Source organism: Microbacterium sp. BK668 (genome assembly GCF_004362195.1).
Classification (GTDB): Bacteria; Actinomycetota; Actinomycetes; order Actinomycetales; family Microbacteriaceae; genus Microbacterium.
In genome coordinates this window covers 1,393,879-1,418,204 of the sequence record NZ_SNWG01000001.1, presented here as the reverse complement: position 1 = coordinate 1,418,204, position 24,326 = coordinate 1,393,879, and the positions used below count along the sequence as shown (strand labels likewise).

The 24,326-nt window shown below is 70.9% G+C and carries 19 protein-coding genes and 1 tRNA gene; 8 read left to right on the top strand and 12 right to left on the bottom strand.

Translation table 11 applies throughout. The features are described from left to right. Nucleotides 1-7 precede the first annotated feature (7 nt). A complete protein-coding gene (locus EV279_RS06245) occupies nucleotides 8-1,069 on the bottom strand; it encodes an alpha/beta fold hydrolase (protein ID WP_243728600.1) in 1,062 nt (353 codons plus the stop codon). 221 nt (nucleotides 1,070-1,290) lie between these two features. On the opposite strand from EV279_RS06245, the gene EV279_RS06240 reads away from it, so the two are divergent. After that, on the top strand, nucleotides 1,291-1,854 hold the full coding sequence (locus EV279_RS06240) for an NYN domain-containing protein (RefSeq protein ID WP_133542000.1): 564 nt from the start codon (nucleotides 1,291-1,293) through the stop codon (nucleotides 1,852-1,854). A gap of 117 nt (nucleotides 1,855-1,971) precedes the next feature. Here EV279_RS06240 and EV279_RS06235 read toward each other — a convergent pair. Continuing rightward, nucleotides 1,972-2,044: transfer RNA gene (locus EV279_RS06235), tRNA-Arg, on the bottom strand. A gap of 223 nt (nucleotides 2,045-2,267) precedes the next feature. Between EV279_RS06235 and EV279_RS06230 the strand changes: the two genes are divergently transcribed. The 5 genes from EV279_RS06230 to EV279_RS17000 are packed head-to-tail and all read left to right on the top strand — an operon-like array spanning nucleotide 2,268 to nucleotide 10,198. Next, nucleotides 2,268-3,752 carry an aspartate aminotransferase family protein gene (locus EV279_RS06230; protein ID WP_243728457.1) on the top strand — a complete coding sequence of 495 codons (1,485 nt, stop codon included), beginning with the start codon at nucleotides 2,268-2,270 and terminating at the stop codon, nucleotides 3,750-3,752. Continuing rightward, nucleotides 3,749-5,065 carry a SidA/IucD/PvdA family monooxygenase gene (locus tag EV279_RS06225; protein ID WP_133541999.1) on the top strand — a complete coding sequence of 439 codons (1,317 nt, stop codon included), beginning with the start codon at nucleotides 3,749-3,751 and terminating at the stop codon, nucleotides 5,063-5,065. Before EV279_RS06230 ends, EV279_RS06225 begins: the two co-directional genes overlap by 4 nt. Then, entirely contained in the window at nucleotides 5,062-5,628 is a 567-nt protein-coding gene (locus tag EV279_RS06220) for a GNAT family N-acetyltransferase (protein WP_133541998.1), read from the top strand. Before EV279_RS06225 ends, EV279_RS06220 begins: the two co-directional genes overlap by 4 nt. Next, nucleotides 5,625-7,532: an IucA/IucC family siderophore biosynthesis protein gene (locus EV279_RS06215; RefSeq protein ID WP_133541997.1), complete on the top strand. Its 1,908-nt coding sequence runs from the start codon at nucleotides 5,625-5,627 to the stop codon at nucleotides 7,530-7,532. The genes EV279_RS06220 and EV279_RS06215 overlap by 4 nt, the downstream gene beginning before the upstream one ends. After that, nucleotides 7,532-10,198, top strand: coding sequence for a GNAT family N-acetyltransferase (locus EV279_RS17000; protein WP_133541996.1), 2,667 nt, complete (start codon nucleotides 7,532-7,534; stop codon nucleotides 10,196-10,198). The genes EV279_RS06215 and EV279_RS17000 overlap by 1 nt, the downstream gene beginning before the upstream one ends. A gap of 22 nt (nucleotides 10,199-10,220) precedes the next feature. Here EV279_RS17000 and EV279_RS06205 read toward each other — a convergent pair whose 3' ends face one another. Both EV279_RS06205 and EV279_RS06200 read right to left on the bottom strand, forming a co-directional pair. Next, nucleotides 10,221-10,805, bottom strand: coding sequence for an asparagine synthase (locus EV279_RS06205; protein ID WP_133541995.1), 585 nt, complete (start codon nucleotides 10,803-10,805; stop codon nucleotides 10,221-10,223). 75 nt (nucleotides 10,806-10,880) lie between these two features. Then, on the bottom strand, nucleotides 10,881-11,312 hold the full coding sequence (locus tag EV279_RS06200; protein ID WP_133541994.1) for a YdeI/OmpD-associated family protein: 432 nt from the start codon (nucleotides 11,310-11,312) through the stop codon (nucleotides 10,881-10,883). 204 nt (nucleotides 11,313-11,516) lie between these two features. On the opposite strand from EV279_RS06200, the gene EV279_RS06195 reads away from it, so the two are divergent. After that, on the top strand, nucleotides 11,517-11,930 hold the full coding sequence (locus EV279_RS06195; RefSeq protein WP_133541993.1) for a DUF4383 domain-containing protein: 414 nt from the start codon (nucleotides 11,517-11,519) through the stop codon (nucleotides 11,928-11,930). Nucleotides 11,931-11,950: 20 nt separating this feature from the next. Continuing rightward, nucleotides 11,951-12,505 (top strand): hypothetical protein, encoded by a 555-nt coding sequence (locus EV279_RS06190; RefSeq protein WP_133541992.1) that lies wholly within the window; start codon nucleotides 11,951-11,953, stop codon nucleotides 12,503-12,505. A 62-nt stretch (nucleotides 12,506-12,567) separates the two neighbouring features. Here EV279_RS06190 and EV279_RS06185 read toward each other — a convergent pair whose 3' ends face one another. The 8 genes from EV279_RS06185 to EV279_RS06150 all read right to left on the bottom strand — a co-directional run bounded on the left by EV279_RS06185 (nucleotide 12,568) and on the right by EV279_RS06150 (nucleotide 24,309). Beyond that, entirely contained in the window at nucleotides 12,568-13,518 is a 951-nt protein-coding gene (locus EV279_RS06185) for an aldose 1-epimerase family protein (RefSeq protein ID WP_133541991.1), read from the bottom strand. A gap of 119 nt (nucleotides 13,519-13,637) precedes the next feature. Continuing rightward, nucleotides 13,638-16,589: an immunoglobulin-like domain-containing protein gene (locus tag EV279_RS06180; protein WP_243728456.1), complete on the bottom strand. Its 2,952-nt coding sequence runs from the start codon at nucleotides 16,587-16,589 to the stop codon at nucleotides 13,638-13,640. 99 nt (nucleotides 16,590-16,688) lie between these two features. Beyond that, a complete protein-coding gene (gene araA, locus EV279_RS06175; RefSeq protein ID WP_133541989.1) occupies nucleotides 16,689-18,200 on the bottom strand; it encodes an L-arabinose isomerase in 1,512 nt (503 codons plus the stop codon). A 41-nt stretch (nucleotides 18,201-18,241) separates the two neighbouring features. Then, entirely contained in the window at nucleotides 18,242-19,852 is a 1,611-nt protein-coding gene (locus tag EV279_RS06170; protein WP_133541988.1) for an FGGY-family carbohydrate kinase, read from the bottom strand. Then, entirely contained in the window at nucleotides 19,849-20,550 is a 702-nt protein-coding gene (locus EV279_RS06165; RefSeq protein ID WP_133541987.1) for an L-ribulose-5-phosphate 4-epimerase, read from the bottom strand. Before EV279_RS06165 ends, EV279_RS06170 begins: the two co-directional genes overlap by 4 nt. After that, on the bottom strand, nucleotides 20,550-21,617 hold the full coding sequence (locus EV279_RS06160; RefSeq protein ID WP_133541986.1) for a sugar ABC transporter permease: 1,068 nt from the start codon (nucleotides 21,615-21,617) through the stop codon (nucleotides 20,550-20,552). Before EV279_RS06160 ends, EV279_RS06165 begins: the two co-directional genes overlap by 1 nt. Next, nucleotides 21,614-22,705: an ABC transporter permease gene (locus EV279_RS06155; RefSeq protein ID WP_133541985.1), complete on the bottom strand. Its 1,092-nt coding sequence runs from the start codon at nucleotides 22,703-22,705 to the stop codon at nucleotides 21,614-21,616. The genes EV279_RS06160 and EV279_RS06155 overlap by 4 nt, the downstream gene beginning before the upstream one ends. Then, a complete protein-coding gene (locus EV279_RS06150; RefSeq protein ID WP_133541984.1) occupies nucleotides 22,702-24,309 on the bottom strand; it encodes a sugar ABC transporter ATP-binding protein in 1,608 nt (535 codons plus the stop codon). The genes EV279_RS06155 and EV279_RS06150 overlap by 4 nt, the downstream gene beginning before the upstream one ends. Between the last annotated feature and the right edge of the window lie 17 nt (nucleotides 24,310-24,326).

The following is a 24,326-nucleotide window of genomic DNA, read 5'->3' as shown; positions in this document are numbered from 1 at the left end:
GCAGCCGTCACCCGCTGACGCCGAGGGAGTCCAGCCACTCGACGACCGCACGCTGCCAGCGCTCCCTGTCGGAGTTCCAGGTCATCGTGTGCTCGGAGTCGAAGCGCTCCAGGCGCACGAGGTCGGGCCGCAGCTCGGCGAGCCGCGCCGACAACGCGAACGGAACGGAGCTGTCCCGCACGCCGTGAAGGATCAGGATGGGCACCGACAGTTCGTCCGCACGATGGATCCAGTCGAATCGGTCGAGCGGGACGGATGCCTCGAGCCCCGCGAGCCGCGCGAGAGCGCCGACGCGCAGCCACGGCTGCGCGAAGACGCCGAACCATGACGGCAAGCCCGCTCGGGCGCAGTTGGCGTTGATGGTCGCGTTCCAATCGATCACGGGCGAATCCAGGACGAGCGCATCGACGAGGCTTCGGAACTCGGCATCCGCGGCGAGCTGCAGCGCGATCGCCGCACCCATCGACCAGCCGAACAGCGTGAAGGAGCGCGCGCCGCAGTCGAGGGCATACCGGAGGGCCGCGCGCACGTCGTCCGTCTCCGTCGCGCCGAGTGTCGGCCTGCCCGAGCCCGTGACCGGGCCTTCCCGGTCGTTCCGATAGCTCACCACGAGCGACGTGAGGCGCCGACGGGTCGCGGCGTCCACCCCCCGCAGCGTCCCGGCCCGGCGACTGCCCAGCCCGTGGATGTGGATCGCCCAGCGGCTGCCCTCGCCCTCGGCGGAGCGGACCACCCAGGCCGGCGTCGGTCCGGCGGTCGTCGGAATGGACACCTCCTCGGCCTCGTGGCCGGCGTCGCCCGGGCCCTCGTAGTACACCCCGCTCCACGACGCACGCTGGCCCGCGCGCAGACCGTCCACCGGTTTCGCCCCGAGGACGATCCGCGTGACCGTGCCCGGTCCTTCGTCGACGACAGCCCCGAGCTGGGCCCAGCCGCCGTCCTCGAGCCACACGTTGAAGACGCCGTCCGCCGCTGCACCCGGGCCTCGATCCACGACGACGGCCTCATGCTCGCCGTGCCGTATCGCGTCGCGGATGACGAGGTCGTAGCTCCGGCCGGTCGCGGGCACGGTCAACCGGCGAACGATGAGGAGTCCGACCCCTGCGAGAGAGGCACCGACAAGAGCGAGCGCTGCAGCCAGGGTCGAGATCGGGAAGCGGCGGGGCTGGATCGACCTAGGGCACATCGACGACGATACCCGTGGCGTCGGACGGCGACCCGCACGACGATGAGGTATGGAGGGAACGCGACCCATAGGATGCGGGCGGAAGTGCGTGCAGAGGAGACACGGTGTCAGCGACAGGCTCTCGGACGACATGGGTGCTCGTGGACGGCGAGAACATCGACGCGACCTTCGGGACCTCCATCCTCAACAGGCGGCCCCAGCCGGATGAGCGCCCGCGCTGGGATCGCCTCGTGACCTTCGCGGAGAGGACCTGGCAGCAGCCGGCGCGCGGCGTGTTCTACCTCAACGCGTCGTCGGGCATCCCCATGCCGTTCGTCCAGGCCCTGAAGGCGATGGACTACATCGTGGTGCCGCTGTCGGGCGGCCCGGACGAGAAGGTCGTCGACATCGCCATCCAGCGGACGCTGCAAGCACTGGCCGGGCGCCCCGGCGACCTCATGCTCGTCAGTCATGACGGTGACTTCATCCACGACCTGACGACCCTGATCGAGCCGCAGCGTCGCGTGGGCGTCGTGGCGTTCTCGGAGTTCCGGAACGCGGGGTTCAACTCCATCGCCGGGCTGGAGAAGTTCGACCTCGAGTACGACGCTCGCGTCTTCGACGCCCCGCTGCCCCGCATCCGGGTGATCCCCATCGACGAGTTCGACCCGTCCACGATCCTCGGCTGAGACGGCGAGCGGAGGACCCCCGCGGGGGGGGAAGCCGCGCTCTTCGGGGGGAGGCCGCGAAACAACGAAGACCCGCGGACGCCCGCGGGTCTTCGTCAGTACTGTCTCAACACAGTGCGCGCCCGAAGGGACTCGAACCCCTAACCTTCTGATCCGTAGTCAGATGCTCTATCCATTGAGCTACGGGCGCACGTACCCCGCACGAGACGGCGCGGAGGCACCAGATGAGAATACCCGATGCGTCGCCGTGCCGCGAATCGAGCCCCAACCCCGGGCGCGCCGCGCGCGCAGGACCGTAACACTCGACGAGCCGGGGTTGAGGCATCCAACTCCATCAGGTTAGGTTAGGCAACGCTTACCTGCGACCGACGACGTTCGCACCCTCCCCTCCCCTCGAATTCGGAGCCGAGCACGTGCACGAACTGCTGAACAGGTCCAGTGCGGCCGCCCACGCCCGACTCGTCGACCACGCAGCCCGTATGGTCGCGGCGCGTATGGAGACGGTCAGGCAGCCCTTTTCGGGGGCGAGCCGGGCCGAGCTGCAGCGGCTCGCAGACGCGCCGGATCTGGACGGCCTCGGCGTCGGCTCCGCGGCAGCGATCGGCGAGCTCGACGACCTGTTCCTCGAGCACGCGGTGTGGTTCCACGATCCGGCTTACGTCGCGCACCTCAACTGTCCCGTCGCGCTCCCCGCGGTCGCCGCCGAAGCGGTGATCGCCGCTGTCAACACGTCGGTCGACACGTACGACCAGTCGACCATCGGCACGCTCATCGAGCGTCGGCTCGTCGACTGGACGGCGCGGCGCATCGGATTCGCCGACGGTGACGGGGTCTTCACATCGGGCGGCACGCAGTCGAACCTCCACGCGATGCTTCTTGCCCGCGAATGGACTCTCGCGCGGCACCGCGGTGATAGGGGGACTACGCTCCCGCGCCTGCACATCCTCACCACGGCGTCGAGCCACTTCAGCGTCGACAAGGCCGCACTCCTGCTCGGGCTGGGCGAGGACGCCGTCGTCACGGTTCCCGATGACGGCGAGGGGCGCATGGATGCCTCGGCCCTCACCGCGACGCTGCTCGCCCTTCGCGGGGCCGGCCGCATCCCGATGGCGGTCGTCGCGACGGCGGGGACGACGGACCGAGGCGTCATCGACCCGATCGACCCGATCGCGGACGCAGCCGAGGCCCATGGGGCGTGGCTGCACGTCGACGCCGCGTACGGGTGCGGGCTCCTCGTCTCGCCGACCCGCCGCCACCTCCTCGGCGGGATCGAACGGGCGCGCTCGGTCACGGTCGACTTCCACAAGAGCTTCTTCCAGCCGGTGTCCTCGAGCGCGCTCCTCGTGCGCGATCGCGTGGATCTCACGGCCGGCGCGTGGCACGCCGACTACCTGAACCCCGTCGAGAACGCCGAACCCAATCAGGTCGACAAGTCGCTGCAGACGACGCGTCGCTTCGACGCGCTGAAGCTCTGGACCACTCTGCGCGCCCTCGGGCCGCGGCGCATCGGCGAGCTGTTCGACGCCGTCGTCGACCTCGCGGCGGAAGTGCACGATGAGATCGCCCGAGATCCCGAACTCGAGCTCGTGGGGCGCTCCCAGCTGAGCACCGTGCTGTTCCGGGCTGCCCCCGCCGGCGCCGATCCGGCGACGCAGGACGCCCTCGTGGCGCAGGTCCGGCGCGTGCTCTTCGACTCCGGCCGTGCACTCGTCGCGAAGACCGTGGTCGATGGCAGGCCCTGCCTCAAGCTCACGCTCCTGAACCCCGAGACGACGCTCGACGACGTGCGCGCCGTCCTCGATCTGGTGAAGGATGCCGCTGCCGCCCTCGCCGGCATCACGCCCGCGCTCGGCGTCGAGCTCGACGGCGACCTTCTCGGGACGGAGGTGCGCGCGTGAGCGCCACGCACATCCACGACCTCGTCGGCGTCGGCATCGGACCGTTCAACCTCGGGCTGGCGGCGCTCTCGGAGCCGCTCGCCCTCGACGCCGTGTTCCTCGACCGTGCCGACGGATTCGCCTGGCACCACGGCATGATGCTCGAGGGATCGACCATCCAGGTGCCCTTCCTCGCCGATCTCGTGACGATGGCCGATCCGACCTCGCGCTTCTCGTTCCTCAACTGGCTGAAGCAGAGCGGACGGCTCTACCCGTTCTACATCCGGGAGAACGTCTACCCCCTCCGCACGGAGTACGACGCCTACTGCCGCTGGGTCGGAGATCAGCTGCCGGGCCTGCGGTGGGGGCGCGACGTCGTCGCGATCGAGCACGACCCGCTCGACGATGTCTACGTCGTGCGCGCCCGGCGCACCCGGGACGGAGCAGAGGAGACGGTGCGCGCGCGGCACGTCGTACTCGGGGTGGGCACCCGCCCGGCGGTCCCGCCGGCGCTGCGGGGACTGCCCGGACCGGTCGTCCACAGCGCCGATTACCTCCCCCACCGCGATCTGCTGCGGGGCGCTGAGTCGGTGACCGTCGTCGGAAGCGGCCAGTCCGCGGCGGAGATCTACCTCGACCTGCTCCAGGGGATCCGCGACGGAGGCTACCGCCTCGACTGGATCACCCGGTCGCCGCGGTTCTTCCCGATGGAGTACACCAAGCTCACCCTCGAGATGACCTCGCCGGAGTACACCGATCACTTCCACGCGCTCCCGCTGGGCCTGCGCGAGCACCTCGGCCGCGAGCAGCGCGGGCTCTACAAGGGGATCTCGGGGGATCTCGTCGATGAGATCTACGACACGCTCTACCGGCTGAGTGCCGCGGGTCCGGTGCCCACGACGCTTCTGACCGACACCTCGGTCGAGGATGCCTCGTGGGACGGTGCGCGCTACACACTGCGCCTGCGTCATGCTCAGCTCGACCGGGATCACGACCGCCGGACATCCGCGCTCGTGCTCGCGACGGGCTACGCGGCCGAGACGCCCGCCTTCCTCGCCCCGATCGACGGCCGCCTCGACCGCGATCCGCTCGGACGCCTCGCCGTGGCCCGGGACTACTCCGTCGACGGCGGCCGCGGACGCATCTTCGTCCAGAACGGCGAGGAGCACACGCACGGTCTCACCGCTCCCGACCTCGGCTTCGGCGCCTGGCGCAACTCCTCCATCCTCGCGTCGATCACCGGCCGCGAGGTGTACCCGCTCGAGCGGCGGATCGCCTTCCAGCAGTTCGGCATCCCGCGTGATGCCGGCGTCCCCGCGGAGGCAGGCCGATGACCCTGGCTGCCGCATCCGACATCGTCCTCATCGCCGCCGATCCCCGCCGCGATGCCGCCCTCGTCCGGGGATGGCTCGCCGATCCGCACGCATCGTTCTGGGGCATGGCCGACCTGAGCGAGGACGAGGTGATGGGATACCTCTCGGCCGTCGCCACGCACCCCGACCAGGACTCCTGGGTCGGACTGGTCGACGGGCGCCCCATGTTCCTCGTCGAGACGTACGATCCCGCCCGCGTGCTCCTGCGCGGCATCCACCGCGCGCGGGAGGGCGACCTCGGCATGCACGTCCTCATCTCATCGCCCACCGGTGAGCCCCGGCACGGATTGACCGACGCCGTCTTCGCGGCGGTCATGCGCTGGTGCTTCGACACGCTCGGCGCCCGGCGGGTGGTCGTCGAGCCCGACATCGCGAACGAGGCGATCGCCCGCAAGAACGCCCGCGCGGGATTCCGCGTCCTCCGCGTCGTCGATGTCCCCGACGGCCAGGGCGTCAAGCGCGCCGCGCTCTCGATCTGCACGCGCGCCGACTTCGCGGCATCCATCCTGGGAAGCCTCCGATGACCGCCGACCCCGCCGCCCACCTCAGCCCGGAGGCGATGCAGCGCGCTCAGCGCCGCCTCGTGGCCAAGGCGATCGCCGAGTTCGCACACGAGCGCCTGCTCGCCCCCGAGCCGGTGACGGATGCCGCGGCACCAGCGTCCCCGCTCGAGCACCGGCGGTCCGCACGACCGGGGAGCGACACGCCGGGCGACGCCTCAGCGAGGACGGCGTGTCCCCCTTCCGTCGTGCGGACGGCGGAGCAGCGCGCCTCGGCCTGGCGGCTGGAGACCGACGGGTCGGAGTACCGCTTCCACGCGCGCCTCGGCATGCTCGAGCACTGGGCGATCGAGGAGGACACCCTTACCCGCACGGTCGCGGGCGCTCCTGCGCCGCTGGACGCGCAGCAGCTCATCATCGAGCTCCAGGCGGTGCTCGGCATCCCGGATCACCTGCTCGGGACGTACCTCGAGGAGATCGCGTCCACTCTCGCGAGCGCCGCGTTCAAGATCCACCGCGGCGGCCCCGCGGCCGAGGACCTCGCCGTCGCGGACTTCCAGACGATCGAGTCGGCCATGACCGAGGGACACCCGGGGTTCGTCGCGAACAACGGGCGCATCGGATTCGGCGTGAGCGAGTACCGCGCGTACGCGCCCGAGGCGGGGCAGCCGTTCCGCCTGGTGTGGCTGGCGGCGCGCCGCGAGCTCTCCCACCTCGCCACCGGCGAGGGACTCGACGAGGACGCTCTGCTGCGACGAGAGCTCGACGCAGACGAGCGCGAGCGCTTCGCAGCCCGGCTCGACGGGCTCGGCCTGGACATGTCGGACTACCGGCTGCTCCCCGTGCATCCCTGGCAGTGGGAGCACCGCGTCGCGGTGACCTTCGCGCCCGATCTCGCCCGGCGCGACCTGGTCTTCCTCGGCGAGGGCCGCGACGAGTACGCCGCCCAGCAGTCGGTGCGCACGATGTTCAACCGCAGCCGCCCCGACCGCGACTACGTCAAGACCGCGCTCGCGGTGCAGAACATGGGCTTCCTGCGGGGGCTCTCGCCCGCCTACATGCGCGTGACGCCGGCGATCAACGACTGGGTCGCGCACCTCGTCGAGGACGACGCAACGCTCCGTGACGCGGGCTTCCGGATGCTGCGCGAGCACGCGTCCGTCGGCTACTCGGGCGACGCATACCACCGCACCGCCGCGCCGTCGGCGCAGCGCAAGATGCTCGCGGCGCTGTGGCGCGAGAGCCCCGTCCCGCTCGTACGCACCGGCGAGCGCCCGGCCACGATGGCGTCGCTGCTGCACCGGGATGCCGCGGGGCGGTCGGTCGCCACTGCACTCGTGCGGCGCTCCGGGCTCCCGGCGACGGATTGGCTGCGGGCGTACCTCGAGGTGTACCTCCGGCCCGTCGTGCACTGCCTGCTGGCGCACGACCTGGCGTTCATGCCGCACGGCGAGAACCTCATCCTGATCCTCGACGGCGCCGTGCCGACGGGCGTGTTCATGAAGGACATCGGCGAAGAGGTCGCCCTCCTCTCCGACCGGGCGGTGCCGGACGACGTCCGCCGCATCGTCTCCCCCGTCGACGACCGCGAGAAGGCGCTCGCGGTGTTCACCGACGTCTTCGACGGCGTGCTGCGGCACGTGTCCGGCATCCTGCACGCCGACGGGACGCTCCCGGAGGCGGTGTTCTGGTCGCTCGTGGCCGACGTCGTCGACGAGCACGCGGCGCAGCATCCCGATCTCGACTCCGCGGTCGACCTGCGCGCCGAGTCGTTCGCCCATTCGTGCCTCAATCGGCTCCAACTGCGCAATACTCTCCAGATGGTCGACCTGGCGAACCAATCAGCGTCGCTGCTCTATGCGGGCGAGCTCGCCAATCCGATCGCGCGGTCGGCGCGGCCTGCCGAGTCGCTCGCACTCGCCCGCTGATGGCCGAGCTGTTCCGCGACGAGCTGGGCATTCCGCACCTGCGCGCCGACGACGTGACGGCCCTGGCCGACGCGCAGGGCGAAGCGACGGCGCGGGACCGCGGCTGGCAGATCGAGGTCGACCGGCTGCGCGGCGAGGGGCGGCTGTCGGAGGTCGTCGGCGAGTCCGGGCTCGCGTGGGACGTCTTCGCGCGGCGCGCGCGGCTCGACGACACGGCGCGGCGAGCGTTCTCGCGGCTCGACGCCGAGACGCGCGCCTTCGTCGAGGCGTACGTCGAAGGCGTGCGCCGCGGCCTGCGTGCCGCGACGGCGGCCGAGTTCCGCGCGCTGGACGAGCGGTTCGGCGACGAGGTCGAGCGCGGGGAATGGCCGCTTCACGGACCCCTCGCGGTGATGCACGTGTCGCACGTCCTGTTCACCTCCTACCCGGTGATCCTGTGGCGCGCGCACGTCGCCCGGACGCTCGGCCCCGCGTGGGTCGAGCTCTTCCACGCCGGCGAGGCGGTGCCGACGTCGGGAAGCAACGCCTGGGCGCTGCACGGGTCGCGCACGGCATCCGGGATGCCGCTCCTCGGCGGGGATCCGCACCGCATGTTCGAGCTTCCCGGCGTCTATCAGCAGGTGCGGCTGGCGTGCGACGAGTTCGATGTCGTCGGTCTGACGTTCCCGGGCGTACCCGGGGTGCAGCACTTCGGTCACACCGGGGACGCGGCCTGGGGGATCACGAACGCCATGGCGCACGGCGCCGATGTCTTCCGCGAGACGCTGCGACGCACGGCGGAGGGGTACGAGGCCCTCGGACCGGACGGGTGGCGGCCGGCGGACCTCGAGGTCTCGACGATACGGGTGCGGGGCGGCGCCGAGGTGGAGGTCGAGGCGGTCGAGACCGAACGTGGGCCGGTCGTCACCGACCTGCACCGCGAGGGCGATCTGCTCGTCGGGTGGTCGGTGCGCCTTCCGGCGCGCACCGACGGCGACCTCGGCTTCGTGGCCATACTCCCGCTCCTGCGCGCGCGCACCGCCGACGCCGTCGTCTCGGCGTTCGAGGGGTGGGTCGATCCCGTCAACCGCCTGCTCGCAGCCGATGTCGCGGGCGACGTGCGCTCGGCGACCGTGGGGCGCGTCTTCGAGCGGGCCGCGCACGAGCGGCTGCTGCCGCGTGACGCGCGGAGGCACGCGCCGGCGCCGCTGGTCCGGATGCCGCGAGCCGTCGCCGTCCCGGACATCGCCGTGGACGCGAACGAGCGGCCGGAGCGGAAGGCGATCGATCTCGGCGCGGGCTACGCCGCCGACTACCGTGCTCGCCGGATCCGGGCGCTCCTCCAGGAGACGCGCCCGCGATCGGTCGACGAGTTCGCCCTGGTCTGGGGCGACACCGACTCCGCATCGGCCGCGGCGCTGCTCCGCCACGTGCCCGCCGGCACGCTTCCGGCCGCGGAGGCCGCGGTCCGCCGGCAGCTCGAGGAGTGGGACCACCGGATGGATGCCGCATCCCTTCCCGCCGGAGTCTTCGCCGCGTGGCGCGCCGCGCTCGTCCGCCGGGTCTCGGCGCATCCGGCGCTGGCTCCGCTGCACGAGCCGCACGGCTTCGGGGATGTCTACGACGCCTGGTTCGGGGTGGAGGCCCACGTCGCGCTCGGACTGCTCCGGCTGCTCGCACACCCCGCGCTCTCCGCAGACGCCTCGAGCCTCGCCGGCGGGGCGCTGTCCGAGGTCGCGGCCGCCTCCCCCCGGGCGTGGGGCGAGACCCACCGTCTCACCGCCGCGCACGTCCTGGCCGGTGTGCCGGGGACGGACGACCCGGCGGCCCGCCTCGACATCCCTCTCTCGGGCGACGGCGACACCGTACGCTGTGCCGGATCGGTGCCCGGTGTCACCGACCGCAGCTGGCGCGGCTCGGTGGCGCGCTGGGCGTGGGACCTGGCCGACCGTGAGCAGAGCCTGTGGAACGTGCCGTTCGGCGCGTCGGGCGACCCGGTGTCGCCGCACTTCGCGGACCAGCTCGAGGCGTTCCGCGACGTCGCGCCGGCGCGCGTCGTCACGGACTGGGGGCGGCTGCGCCGCGCCGGTGTCGTCGGACCGCGCCTCCTCGCCGGCGAGCGGGGTCGCACCGTGCACGTCGAGGACGACCCGCACCTCGGCCGCATCGCGTTCACGGTGTTCGATCCGGACGCGGACGTCGACCTCCTGCACGAATGGGTGACCGAGCCACGCGCCCGCTTCTGGGGCCTCGCCGACCTCACGCGCCAGGAGCTCGCAGAGCTCTATGCGCACGTCGACTCGCTCCCGACCCACCACGCCTTCCTCGTGCGCCGCGACGGCGAGCCGGTCGCGCTGCTGCAGACCTGCGAGCCCGAGCACGATCCGGTCGGCGCGCGCTACCCGGTGCAAGCAGGCGACGTCGGCATCCACTTCCTGCTCGGCGCTCGCGGGGCTCCCGTCGCCTCCTTCACGACGCGGCTCGCCGCGGCGATCGCGGGGTTCCTCTTCGCGCCGCCGGCGGCTCAGCGCATCGTGGTCGAACCGGACCGTGCGAACGATCTGGCGGTGGACCGGATGCTGCGACTCGGCTTCGAGCGGGGGCCCGAGATCGACCTGCCCGGCAAGCGCGCGCAGCTGGCGTTCCTGACGAGGGCGCACTGGGACGCTCGCTCGAGCGACCGCTGAGACGCGGTCCCGCGACTCCGGATCAGGCGGGGTCGAGGTCCGCCTCGGCGAGCTCGCGCTCTGCCTGATCGAGGCGCCGGCGGTGCGCGCGCAGACGGGGAAGATCGACGAGACGGAGCGCCTGCATGCGGGCCTCGCGCATCGTGCCGTAGTCCGGGTCGTTCTCGGCGCGCATGCCCTCCACCGTGAGTCGGCGCTGAAGGTTCGCCTCGACGTCTCCCCACGCGGCATCCCGTGCCTGCTCGACCAGCTCGCGGACCGCCTCGGGGTCGCCTGCGCGCCGCCGCAGCTCCTTGGAGACGCCGACGTACTGACGCTGGCGGCGGCGGAGGTTGCGGGTGTCCCGGTCGCGGTAATCGTGCGTGCCGTGGGAGTCGCTGTACTTGCCCCACGCGGCCTTGCGCTGGCGGCGCACGGTGGCGGCGGCATCCTCCTGCTCGTCGGCGAGGGCGAGGAGCGTGTCGCGGGCGAATATCGCGACCCGGTCGTAGTCGTACCGCGCGTCGTTCGCGATGGCCTCGACGAGGATGTGATTGCGCACGGCGAGGCGAGCGGCCGCCGACGCGATCGACAGGCCTTCCTCGATGGCTTCCGCGGTGCGGCTCATGCGCTCCCTCCTCCCCTCTCGAGGCTACCCAAACCGCCGCCGTCCCGAGGCGTCGGCAGAGTCGGAGGGAAGCGCCTAGCCGGCGAGCTTCGCGACGACCGCGTCGACCCGGCGCGCGCGGGTCTCGGGCGCCTTCGCCGATTCGACGCTGGTGACGTGCGCCTTGCGGTGGCTCGGCGCGAGCGCATCGAAGCGTTCGCGGACCCCGCCGGCGGCGAGCGCCGCGGCGAGGTCTTCGGGCACCTCGACCGAGCGCGGAGCCGTGTCGAGCTCGACGTCGACCGTGATGGGGTCGCCGCCCTTGATGCCGCTCGCGGCGCGCTTGTCGGAGCTGAAGGGGATGAGCGACCGCCCGCCCATGACCCCGACCGTGCTCGCGTACTCGAATCCGTTGACCGAGACCGTGACGGCGGGGCGCTTGCCCCCGCCGAGGGCCTCGAGAACCTCGGGCGGCACTTCGATGCCGGTGTTGTTGCCCATCTGACTCATGGTGGTCTCGAATCGCACGGCATGAGTCTCGCACGCGAAGCCGACACGTGCAGCGGCGTGTCCGGCGCCCGCGCGCGGGCAACGTTCCTAGCAGGACGGACGAGGGCGTCCGCGCGTCTCGGGGGCGCTGCTCCCCGGGGAGCAGGCCAAACCGATCGGGCGGTCTCTCCGAAGAACCCCCCGACGCGGCAGGACCGCCGCGCGGGAACAGGAGGGACTCCCATGCGTTCGTCACCGAACCGCCTCGTCGCCGCGATCTTCGGCGCCGTATATCTGCTCGTCGGCCTGCTCGGCTTTGCCGTCACCGGCGGTGTCGGCTTCATCGCTACCGAAGGCGGGCTGCTGCTCGGCGTCTTCGAGGTGAACCCGCTGCACAACATCGCGCATCTGCTCATCGGAGCCGCGCTGCTGGCGACCGGACTCATCTCCGCCGCGGCCGCGAAGGCCGCCAACATCACGATCGGCGCGGTCTACCTCCTGCTCGGCATGGTCGGCTTCTTCCTCGTCGGCACGGCGCTGAACATCCTCGCGCTGAACACGTCCGATCACTTCCTGCACCTCGCGAGCGCGATCGTGCTGCTGGGCGTCGGACTCGCCGCCGACCGCAGCCCCAAGCTGTCGGGCCGCACGGTCTGACACGCCGAGACGGGATGGACGTGCAGATCGCAGCGCGGCCCGATATGGCGCCGGCCTCCCGACGGGGGACCCGGGATGCCTCGGCGGCCATGTGGCCCGCGATCGCGGCCTGGGGGTCAGGGCTCGTCCAGCTCGCACTCGGCGCGGGCGCGGTGACCGGGGGGACCGGCCCAGCCGGACTTCCGCTCATCGCGCTCGCCCTCCTCGCCCTCGCCTGGGGGGCGATCACACTCGCCCGCGGACGCATCGTCGCTCCGCGGGCGGGTGTCGCCGGCGTTCTGGCCGGCCTCGTCGCGGGCGCCGTCGCGCTGGCGGCGGACCCGGCGCGGACCAGCGTCACGGCCGTGGCGGCGGCATCCATCCTCCTGATCTCGGTCGCCGTCGGCTGCGGGCGGGCGCTGCGCGCGGAGGCGCGGCCGGGGGATGCCTCGCAGCCGCGGCTCGCGGGGATCCTCGTCGCCGCGGTGGTCGTCGCGGCCGTCGTCACGCCCGCACTCGGCGCGACCGAGGCGGGAAGGCGCGCGCCGGACCACAGCGTGCACGACGGGGGCGTCGAAGACGTCCACCGGCACTGAGAGGATTCCGGACGGTCGGGGTGTGCGCCCGCGCGCGGGCTCCGAAACCGGAGGGGCCGGGGTCAGAGGGCGTGGATGCGCCAGGATGCCGACGAGTCGGCCCCCGGCTCGAGCACGACGAGCCCCGCGTCGTAGTCGTAGGTGCGTGCGTTGTAGGCGTCGGGGGCGCACGTCATGGGCTCGACCGCGAGTCCCGCGCGGTGGCCGGGCGTGATGTCGCCTCCGGGAAGGTCGGCGGTGTGGATCTGCACCCAGGGGCACGCGGTGTCCCAGGTCATCGCGACGCCCGTGCCCGAGGCATCCGTCAGGGTCACCGTGACCGAGCCCGCCTCGTCGCGATCGAGGCCGGTGTAGGCGTGGTCGATCTCGACGGAGCCCAGCCTGCGCGGCTCGCGGTAGTCGAATCGCGCCGCGTCCGCCTCGTCGACCCGGCTCAGCCCGGTCGGGATGAGACGGCTTTCGGTGACCAGCAGCACCTGGCCGGCGGGAAGTCGAAGGGTCCATGTGTCGAGCGCCGAGGGTCCGGCGACCAGATAGGGATGGGGACCGGTCCCCCACGGCGCGGGCTCAGCGCTGTCGTTGCGGGCGGTCACGGTCTGCGTCAGACCCTCGGAACTCAGCGTGAAGGTCGTCGTCACCTCGACGCGCCACGGATAGCCGGCCTGCGGCTCGATCGTGGCCGACAGGGTGACGTGGTCGGCTCCCGCGTCGGTGACGTGGAAATCGAGCCACGGCGACAGCCCGTGCAGCGCATGGCCGCGACCGGGCTCGGTGAGCGAGAGCTGGTGATCCGTGCCGCCGAAGGCGTAGCGCCCGTCCACGACGCGGTTCGGCCAGGGCGCGAGCGTGGTTCCTCGGTAGTTCGGACGCAGCTCGTCGGCATCGAACGGCACGACGAGGTCGCGTCCGTCGTGGCGGAGCGTGCGCAGCGTGGCGCCCACGCTCGCGATGGACGCGTCGTACGCGCCGGAGCGGAGGGTGTGCTGGATGCCGGAGACAGGCGTGCGGGCCATGGGGAGGGCTCCTCGGTCGGGGATCGGGCGATGTTCAGATTAGCGGCGGGGACGGATGCCGCATCCCGGGCGCAGGGCGAAGGGCCCGCGCCCGTGAGCGCGGACCCTTCGTCCGTCGATCAGCTGCAGCTCGCGGCTGCCACCGTGACGGTGGCGGCGGACCTGCGGCCGTCGGTCGCGGTCGACGTCACCGAGACGGCGTCCGCGCCGATGGACGCGAGGCGCGTCGTGAACGAGACCGACGCGCTCTTGCCTGCAGCGACCGTGACGGTCTTGCTGCCGTAGGCGCCGGCGACGGCGACCTCCGCCGACACGCGGTCGGCGTTTCGGACGGTGATCACCTCGGTGACCTTGCCGGCGACACAGCGGGTGGCAGCCGTCGCGACGATGTCGACCCCGAGCGAGACCGCCGACGACGTCGAGACGCTCACGAGGCCGTCGCGGTAGCCGTCGTACGCGGCGGTGACGCTGCCGATGCCGGCCGGGACCTCGGTCGTCGCCGTGCCCGAGGCGAGCGCGACCGTCTCGGTCCACGAGCCGCCCGTGAAGGTGACCGTGCCGGCGACCTCGCCGCCGTCCGCCGCGGCGACCTCGGCGGTCACGGTGCGGCCTTCGGCCATGAGGGTGGTCGTCGAGGCGACGGCCTTGACCGAGGTCCAGCTGTTCACCGCGTCGAGCACCGACTGGTTGACGCTCACGAACGAGCCGTGGCGAGGGCTCGCCGGGAGGCCTCCGACGGGGCGGACGTTCCACTCGGCGCGCTGCGACAGCCGGTCCGCCTGCGAGCTCGAGGCGATGGCGGTCCCGCTCGTCACGAACGCCCGATAGCCTCCGGCGCCGTAGTTGTCGACGAGGAACACGTACCCGTCGCCGGCGGCGTTGTTGTTCGGGTCCCCCGCGTTGAGCTTGACGATCTCGGGACCTTCACCCGCCTGGCCGGTCTCGAGGCTCGTCATACGCGTGTCGGTGAGCTGCCACGTCGTGTTCGGGTCGGCCGACCAGCTCGACTGCGTCGTGGGAGCCGTGAGCACCTTCGACTTCTCGAGGAAGATGTCCTTGCCCGCCTCGAGGGTCCCGGCGGCCCCGCTCTCCTCGTTCTTCGTGAAGCGGTAGTAGTGGTCGCCGATCTTCGTCACGGTCGAGTCGATCCGCGCGTAGCCCGTGTCCTGCCAGCTGGCGGGCGGGTACGTGAACGTGCGGAAGTCCCGCGTCAGCACGTAGAACATCCGGGCGTACAGCTTGTCGGTGTTCGTGTGCGCCGCATCGGCGTACAGCCGCGAGGCGAAGAAGACGACGTACGACTTCAGCTCGTCGTCCCAGTACGCCTCGGGCGCCCACGTCATGCCCGCCTCGGGCTGGTTGACGGTGATGCCGGTGTCGGCGCCGTTGGTCCGCGTCCACTGCACGAGGTCGGTCGACTCCCACACCTCGATCTTGAGGCTGCCGTTGGACTGCGCCGGGCCCCAGCCCGTGCCGCAGCTGATGCAGAGATCGGTCGCGACCATGTAGTACTTGTCGCCGTCCTTCGAGCGGAGGATGTACGGGTCGCGCAGACCCTTCGTGTCGGCTGTCGACGAGATGACCGGCTGGCCGCCGTTGACGGGCGCGAACGTGAAGAAGTCGTTGCCCGACGTCGCCGCCTGGTAGATCTTCTCGTCCGAATCCGACTTGAAGTACGCCGCGGCGTAGCCGGCGTCGGGAGCCCAGCGGCCCTTCTCGGCGACCGTCACCGGGAACGTGCGCGTCTGCGTCTGCCCGTTGAGCGTCGCGCTGGCGGTGAGCGTGACCTGCTTGTCACCCTCGCCGTAGGCCGGACGCGTCACGATCCCGCCACCGGCGTACGGGTCGGCGGCACCGACCGCGGGCGCGGAGTACGCGGCATCCGTCCCCGTCACGAGCGCGGGGTCGGACGACGTCCACGTGATCGCGGCGCCGTTCGCCGGGCCCTTGACCGCGAGCGGCAGGTTCTCCGTCGTGCGCTGCGCGAGGACGATCGCGTCGAGGTCGGCCGACACATTCGGCGCCTTGACGACGACGTCGAGCGCGATCGTCGTGCCGAGCGAGGTCGTCGCGGTGAGCGTGACGGGCGTGTCGGTCGTGATCGAGCGCGATACGACGCCGGTCGTCGACACGACGGCCGGGTTCGAGCTCGCCCACGAGAGCGATATGCCGTTCGAGGATGCCGGGAGGGTCAGCTTGCTCGTCACCTGGTCGAGCGAGGGGTTGGCGCCCAGCACGGTCGGGGTGATGTCGAGGCGGATGATGCCGTCGGTCGAGGCCGCCTTCGACGCCGCGGTCGGCATGCTCGACGTCACCTGGTCGGCGCTTAGCGCGGAGTCCCAGAACTTGACGTCGGTGACGTCCGCGCGCAGCAGGGAGTCGCCCTGGTACAGCGAGCGCCCGAGGTAGCCGAGGACGTTCCCGGACGGGATGATCGAGCTCAGCGAGCGCGTGTGGGTCAGCGTCGAGATGACCGAGCCGTCCCGGTAGAGGGTCAGAGTGTTCCCTGCGCCGACCATCGTGAGCGTCGTGAACCCGGGGTTGAGGCCGCCGCCGGCCGGCATGCGCGATTCGCCGTTGCCGTTGCCCGACTTCACGCGGATCGCCGCCAGCACCTGATTGACGTAGCCCGACTGCGACGACCGCGGGCTGAGGAAGATGTGGTTGCCGAGCTGCGTCGTGTCCCACGGGCCGACGCCGTCGCCGATGACCCAGCCGAAGTGGTTGGCCGCCGTCTGCGTCGTCACGGTGTACTCGACGGTGAAGTCGTTGTCGGTGCCCGTCACGAGCCCCTTCGGCAGCGACGCATACCCGTCGGCCTTGAACCGCAGGACGTCGTCGCTCTCGCCCACCTTCACGAACGACGCGTCGGTCAGGCTCGTGAGCGATGCGTTGCGGCCGTTGCCCGACACGTCGAGCAGCGCCGTGCCGGAGTGCGACATGTCGTAGTGGGCCGACGGCGCCGGGACGTCCGCGGCCTGCGCCGGCGCAGCGAGTCCGAAGGCCGTGACGGCGAGCGCGCCCGCGAGCGACGAGGCGAGGGCGCGGCGCCCGAGACCCCGACGTCGCACGCTCCGCTTCTGTCTGGTGGATCCTGATCTCATCTGCGAGACCCTTCTTCTGGGTGGTGGTGATGGCGCTGTCGACGGGCCGCCGGGTGCGGCCGCAGGTCAGAGCCCCTGGGCCAGGCGGTAGTACGCCTGGTTCCAGCGGAGTTCGCGCTGGAAGTCGCGAACGGTGGTCGAATCGTCGATGACGACGAGCTCGGTCCCTGCGATCTCGGCGAAGTCGCGGAAGACCTCGATGCCGACCTGGGTCGTCATGACGGTGTGGTGCGCGGCGCCCGCGGCCAGCCAGCACGCTGCCGAGGTGGCGAAGTCGGGCTGCGGCTTCCACACGGCGCGGCCGACCGGGAGATGGGGCAGGTCGGGGGCCTCGACGTTCTCGACGACGTTCGCGACGAGGCGGAACCGGTCGCGCATGTCCGACATCGCCACGACGAGGGCGGGGCCGGGATCGGCGGTGAAGACCAGGCGCACCGGGTCGTCCTTGCCGCCGATGCCGAGCGGGTGGATCTCGAGCCGTGCCTTCTCGGATGACAGCGTCGGTGCGACCTCGAGCATGTGCGCGCCCAGGATCTTCTCATCCCCCGCCACGAGGTCGTACGTGTAGTCCTCCATGAGCGACGCGCCGCCGGGGAGCCCCGAGCCCATCACGTTCGCGATGCGGACGAGGATCGCCGTCTTCCAGTCGCCCTCCGCGCCGAACCCGTAGCCGTCGGCCATGAGACGCTGCACCGCGAGACCCGGCAGCTGCGTGAGCGCCCCGAGGTCTTCGAACGACGTCGTGAAGGCACCGAAGCCGCCTTCCTCCAGGAACGAGCGCAGCCCCACCTCGATCGCCGCGCCGTCGCGCAGCGACTGATGGCAGTCGCCTCCGGGCAGCAGTTCCGGCACCACGTCGTACGTCGCGACGTACTCCTCCACGAGCGCGTCGACCTCGGCATCCGTGGCCTGCGCGACCCGCTCGGCGAGCTCGTTGACGCCCCACGTGTTGACCTGCACACCGAACCGCAGCTCCGCCTCGGTCTTGTCGCCCTCGGTCACCGCGACGTAGCGCATGTTGTCCCCGAAGCGGGCCAGCCTGAGCGTGCGCGAGGCCGCCCATCCGGCCGACGCCCGCTGCCAGTCCTCGACCTGCTGCCGGACCGCGGGGTTGGACACGTGGCCGACCACGGTCTTGCGCGCGACGCCCAGGCGGGTCTGGATGTAGCCGAACTCGCGGTCGCCGTGCGCGGCCTGGTTGAGGTTCATGAAGTCGAAGTCGATGTCGTTCCACGGCAGCTCGACGTTCGCCTGCGTGTGCAGGTGCAGCAGCGGCTTCTGCAGCGCGTCGAGCCCGGCGATCCACATCTTCGCGGGGCTGAACGTGTGCATCCAGGCGATGACGCCGATGACCTCGTCCCGAGCGTTGACATCCAGCGCGAGCCGGCGGATCGAGTCGGAGTCCTTCAGCACCGGCTTCCACACGACCTTGACCGGGAGACCCGCGAGCCCCTCGGCGACCGCCTGCGACTGCTCGGCGACCTGGCGCAGCGTCTCCTCTCCGTAGAGGTCCTGGCTGCCGGTGGCGAACCAGATCTCATAGCCGTCGAGCGACGTGGAAAGCGGGGTGCGGGTCATGGAGGTCGTCCTTTTGGGTGTCGTGCGGGGAGAGGGTCAGGTCAGAGCGTGGTGACGGCGGCGGATTCGACCGCGAGACCGGCCCGGTAGCGGGAGAGGTACGCGGCGAAGCCGGGGACGTCCTCGGCATCGGGCTCGACGACGGCGATGGATGCCCGGGCGAACACGCGCTCGCGCAGGAAGGCGTCGAGGTCGAGCGCCGAGGACTCGGAGAGGTAGGCCGCGAGGACGGCGATCCCCCAGGCGCCGCCCTCCGATGCGGTCTCCCCCACCGCGACGGGCGCGCCGAGAGCACCCGCCAGGTACCGCTGGGCGACTCCGGCCGTGCGGAAGACGCCGCCGTGCGCGAACATCCGGTCGAGCGCGACCCCCTCGTCCTCGAGCACGCGCATGCCGAGGGCGAGCGTGCCGAAGACGCCGTACAGCTGGGCGCGCATGAAGTTCGCGAGCGTGAAGCGGCTCTCCGGCGTACGCACGAACAGCGGGCGACCCTCCGACAGGCCGGCGATCGGCTCACCGGCGAGGTGGTTGTAGGCCAGCAGCCCGCCGGCGTCGGGGTCGCCGTCGAGCGACTCCCGGAATAGCACGGCGAAGATCTCGTCCGCGTCGAGCTCGCCTCCGGCCACCGTGACGAAACGCTGGAAGAGGCCCACCCAGGAGGCCAGCTCGCTCGCGCCGTTGTTGCAGTGCACCATGGCGACCGGGTCGCCCGCGGGAGTGGTCACGATGTCGAGCTCATGATGGACCCTGCGAAGCGGCCGCTCCAGGACGACCATCGCGAAGATGCTCGTCCCCGCGCTCACGTTGCCCGTCCGCGGTGCGACCGACTCGGTCGCGACCATGCCCGTGCCGGCATCGCCTTCCGGCGGGCACAGGGGAGCCCCGGGCCGAAGCGCACCGCTCGGGTCGAGGAGCGCTGCACCCGTCTCGGTGAGGTCGCCGGCGTGCTGCCCCGCGAGAAGGACCTCGGGCAGGAGTTCGGAGACGTGAAGGCCATACGCGCGCTCCGAGACGAGGCGGTCGAACTTCTCGGTCATCGCCGCGTCATAGCCTCGCGTCGCGGGGTCGATCGGGAACATGCCCGATGCGTCACCCACTCCGAGCACCTTCCGGCCCGTCAGCTTCCAGTGCACGTAGCCGGCGAGGGTCGTGAAGAAGCGCACCTTGCCGATGTGCGGCTCCTCGTCGAGCACCGCCTGGTACAGGTGTGCGATCGACCAGCGGAGCGGGATGTTCACGCCGAAGAGCTCGGACAGCACCGCCGCCGCGCGCTCGGTGCTCGTGTTGCGCCACGTGCGGAAGGGGACGAGCAGTTGCCCGTCCTCGTCGAAGGGGAGGTAGCCGTGCATCATCGCCGAGATGCCGATCGCCCCGACTGTCTCGAGCGTCGTGCCGTAGCGCGACCGGACCTCGGCGGCGAGGCCGGCGTAGGCATCCTGCACGCCCGCCCACACGGCGTCGAGCGCGTACGTCCAGCTGCGGCCGACGAACTCGTTCTCCCACTCGTGGCTTCCCACCGCGAGCACGGTCGACGGGTCGTCGGCGTCGACGAGGCACGCCTTGATGCGCGTCGAGCCGAACTCGATGCCGAGAGCCGTGCGGCCCTCGCGGATCGCGGCGGCCGCGGCATCCGTCGTCGACTCAGCGCTCATCGGCGCGCATCCCCTGACTGCCCGTAGACGTTCTGGTAGCGGTCGAACAGGCTGTCGATCGCCTCCTGCGGGATCGGGATGAGCGGACCCGCCTGGCGGGCGACGTGCACGGTGCGGGCGACGTCCTCGACCATGACCGCCGCCTTCACGGCGTCCTTCGCGTCGACCCCGATCGTGAACGGACCGTGGTTCTGCATCAGCACGGCACGGGATCGATGACCCGTCAGCGTCTCGACGATGCCGCGGCCGATCGAGTCGTCGCCGATGATGGCGAACGGCCCGATCGGGATCGGCCCGCCGAACTCGTCGGCCATCGCCGTGATGACGCACGGGATCTCCTCGCCGCGGGCGGCCCACGCCACTGCGTAGGTGGAGTGCGTGTGCACCACTCCCCCGACGTGGGGCATGTTGCGGTACACGTACGCGTGCGCCGCCGTGTCCGACGACGGCGCCCGCTCGCTCCCGGGCGTGCCCGGGACGACGTTCCCGTCGAGGTCGCAGAGGATCATGTTGTCGGGCCGGAGGTCGTCGTACGAGACTCCCGACGGCTTGATCACGAACAGGTCGGCTCCCGGCACGCGGCCGGAGACGTTGCCGCCGGTCCACACGATCAGTCCGTAGCGGACGAGTTCGCCGTGGAGAGCCGCGACGTCCTCGCGGATCTGCTGGATCGCGGCATCCCGCTGCGCGTCCGCCATCAGTCGGCCCTTCGTCGTGTGAGCACGCGCTGGAGCAGCACGAAGACCAGCAGCACGGCGCCCGTGATGATCGTCAGGTACTCGGGGTTGATCGTGCCGTCCTTGGTGATGATGAGGCGCAGCGCCGCGAGTACGAACACGCCGACGATCGATCCGAGCACGTAGCCGTAGCCGCCGGTGAGCAGCGTGCCGCCGATCACGACCGCGGCGATCGCGTCGAGCTCCCACCCGATGCCGGTGACGTTCTGCGCCTTGCCGCCTACCTCGGCGGTGTAGACGATGGCGGCGAGGCCGGCCAGGGCGCCCGAGACGACGTAGATCCAGACGCGCGTGCGTGCGACGGGGAGGCCCATCAGCTGCGCGGACGACTCGTTGCCGCCGATCGCGTAGACCGTACGGCCCATGCGGGTGCGATGCATGAAGAAGATGCCGCCGAGGACGACCAGGACTGCGATGAGCAGGCCCGGCGTGATCGTGAAGTCGTTGACCTTCGGCCCGTCGATGATCTTCCAGTCCGTCGCGAGCAGGAGGAGGGGTGAGTCCTCCGCCACCACGACGGGGGTCGTCGAGAGGATCGAGGCCAGCCCGCGCGCCAGGAACATCATCGCGAGCGTGGCGATGAACGGCTGCACGTTGAAGTACTGGATCATGACGCCCGAGATCAGGCCGAAGAGCGCGCCGAAGCCGATCATCAGCAGCATCGAGAGCCATCCGTTGATGCCGATGTTCATGAGCATCACGCCGGCCACCGAGCTGAAGGCCACCACGGCGCCGACCGACAGGTCGATCCCGCCGGAGACGATGACGATGGTCATGCCCACCGCGAGGATGATGGTCGGCGCGAAGCTAACGAGAAGGGTCGACATCGTGCCCGCGTGGAAGACGCGTCCGTAGGCGACCTCTGCGTAGATGAGCATGCCGAACAGCAGCACCAGCGCCGCGAGGGTGGGGATCAGCGTCTGGCTGCGCTCCCACAGGCCCGAGAACCGCTTGACCTGGCGGGGCTGCCTGCTCTCCGGCAGGTCGGCGACGGGCGGGACGGATTCGGCAAGAGTGCGGGCGCTCATGCGACGACCTCCTTCTCCTTCGAAACGGGGGCGCTCCGGTCGACGGTCGGCTTCGGGGGGCCGGGGGGCGTGCCCTTCGTCTTCGAGCGGCCGAACGCGAAGGACCGGACGCGCTCGGACTGCAGCAGTACCAGGACGATGATGACGAGCGCCTTGAATGCGGGGGTGGCCGCGGCGGGGATGCCGAGGAACAGGACCGTCTTGTTCAGGGTCGCGATGAGGAGGGCCCCGATGGTCGAGCCCAGGATCGAGAACTTGCCGCCCGCGAGGGAGGTCCCGCCGATGACGACCGCGAGGATCGCGTCGAGCTCCATGAGGTTGCCCGTGCCCGAGACGCTCACCGTCATCACCTCCGAGACGCTGAACAGACCGCCCACCGACGCGAGGGCGGCCGAGAGGATGTAGACGCCGAAGAGGATCGGGCGGGGACGGATGCCGGCGAGCCGACTCGCGTGCGGGTTGATGCCGATCGACTCGATCATGAGACCGAGCGCCGTGCGGCGCATGAAGAGCGCGATGATGACGACGATCGCGATGGCGATGACGAAGCTCGTGGGAAGGCCGAGGATCTGGCCGTTGGCCAGCTGGCGGAACGGCTCGTTCGTCGCGTTGGTGTTCTGCCCGTCGGTGATCACGCGGGCGATGCCGCGCGCGGCCATCATCATGATCAGCGTGCTGATGAAGGGCTGCAGCCCGACGACCGCGACGAGAAGTCCGTTGATGGCGCCGAGCACGATCGCCAGCGCCAGCGCGAGGCCGATGGCGGTGAACATGGCACCCACCGAGGTCGGGTCGTTCAGGGTGGAGAGGGTCTCCATCGCCACCGCGCCGCCGACAGCCATCATCGAGCCGACCGAGAGGTCGATGCCCTTGGTCGCTATGACGAAGGTCATGCCCAGAGCGATCATGATGATCGGCGCCGACACGCGGAGGATGTCGAGGACGTTGCCCGTCAGCATCCCCGTCGTCGGGTTGACGCTGACGGCGAGATAGGCGGGGTTCTTGATCGTGTTGATCAGCAGCAGCACCGCGATGCCGATGATGGCCCAGAACCACGGGGTCCGGAGTGCGGTCTTGACGCGGCTCATGACGCGTTCCCTTCGTTGCGGACGCCGTCTTCGCCGTCGGCGACCTCCTCGGCGAGGACATCGGCCTGAGCCTCCGCCTTCGCGCCTGATTCCGTCGCGATGACCGACACGATGCTCTCCGCGGTCACCTCCGGGCCGTTCACGACCTCGCCGACCTTCTGGTGGTCCTTGAGGATGACGATGCGCTCGGAGAGGCGGACGACCTCTTCGAGCTCGGACGAGATGAACACGACGCCCATGCCGCCTTCAGCGAGCTCGGCGACGGTCTCCTGGATGTCGGCCTTGGCGCCGACGTCGATTCCGCGGGTGGGCTCGTCGAGCAGCAGCAGCTCGGGGTTGGTGGCGAGCCACCGGCCGAGGAGCACCTTCTGCTGGTTGCCGCCCGAGAGCAGGCGGATAGGACGGCTCGGGTCGTTGGGGCGCACGCTGAAGCGCTCCATGTACGTGGAGACGAGCTGGTCGACCTCGCGCGCCGGCACGCGGCGGAACCAGCCGCGCCGAGCCTGAACGGCCAGCATGATGTTCTCGCGGATGCTGAGGTCCCCGACGATGCCGTCCTCGCGACGGTTCTCGGTCGAGTACGCGATGCCGTGAGCGAGCCCGGTCACCGGAGAGTTGAGCGCGACCTTCTTGCCGCGGACCTCCACAGAGCCGGAGTCGGCCTTGTCGGCGCCGGCGATCAGCCGCGCGAGCTCCGTCCGGCCCGCGCCGAGAAGACCCGCGAAGCCGACGACCTCGCCCGCGTGGACCTCGACGTCGGTGGGCTCGATCGAGCCCTTCCGGCCGAGTCCTTCCGCCGCGAAGATCGGCGTCTGCGTCCGGTCGCGGACCTCGGTCTGACGGTTCGAGCCGAGCGCGCGCAGCGATTCGAAGTCCTTGCCGATCATCTTGGAGATGAGCTGGGTCCGGTCGAGGTCGCGCGTCAGGTACTCGCCGACGAATCGGCCGTTGCGCAGAACCGTGATGCGGTCGCTGATCGCGTAGACCTGGTCGAGGAAGTGGGAGACGAAGAGGATCGCGACGCCCTGATCGCGAAGGCGCCGGATGACGCTGAAGAGCACCTCGACCTCGTTGGCGTCGAGGCTCGACGTCGGCTCGTCGAGGATCAGCACCTTCGAGTCGGTGACCATGGCGCGGCTGATCGCGACGAGCTGCTGCATCGCGAGGGAGATGGAGGACAGGGGCGCGCGGGGATCGAGGTCGCCGAGACCCATGCGCGCGAGCGCCTCACGGGCCAGGGCGTGCGTCTTGCGCCAGTTGACGCCGCCGATGCCGCGGACCTCGTGGCCGAGCATGACGTTCTCGCCAATCGTGAGGTTGGTGCAGAGGTTGACCTCCTGGTAGACCGTGGAGATACCCGCGGCCTGCGCGGACGCGGTGCCGGAGAAGCTGCGCACTTCGCCGTTCACGACGATCTCGCCGGAGTCGATCTGGTAGACACCGGTCAGCGCCTTGATGAGCGTGGACTTTCCCGCGCCGTTCTCACCCATCAGGGTGTGGACCTCGCCCGGGAGAAGCCGGAAGCTGACCTCGTCGAGTGCCTTGACGCCCGGGAATGTGATGGACGCGTCGCGGACCTCGACGATCGCGATCGGTTCAATCATCGCTGGACTCCTTGTTG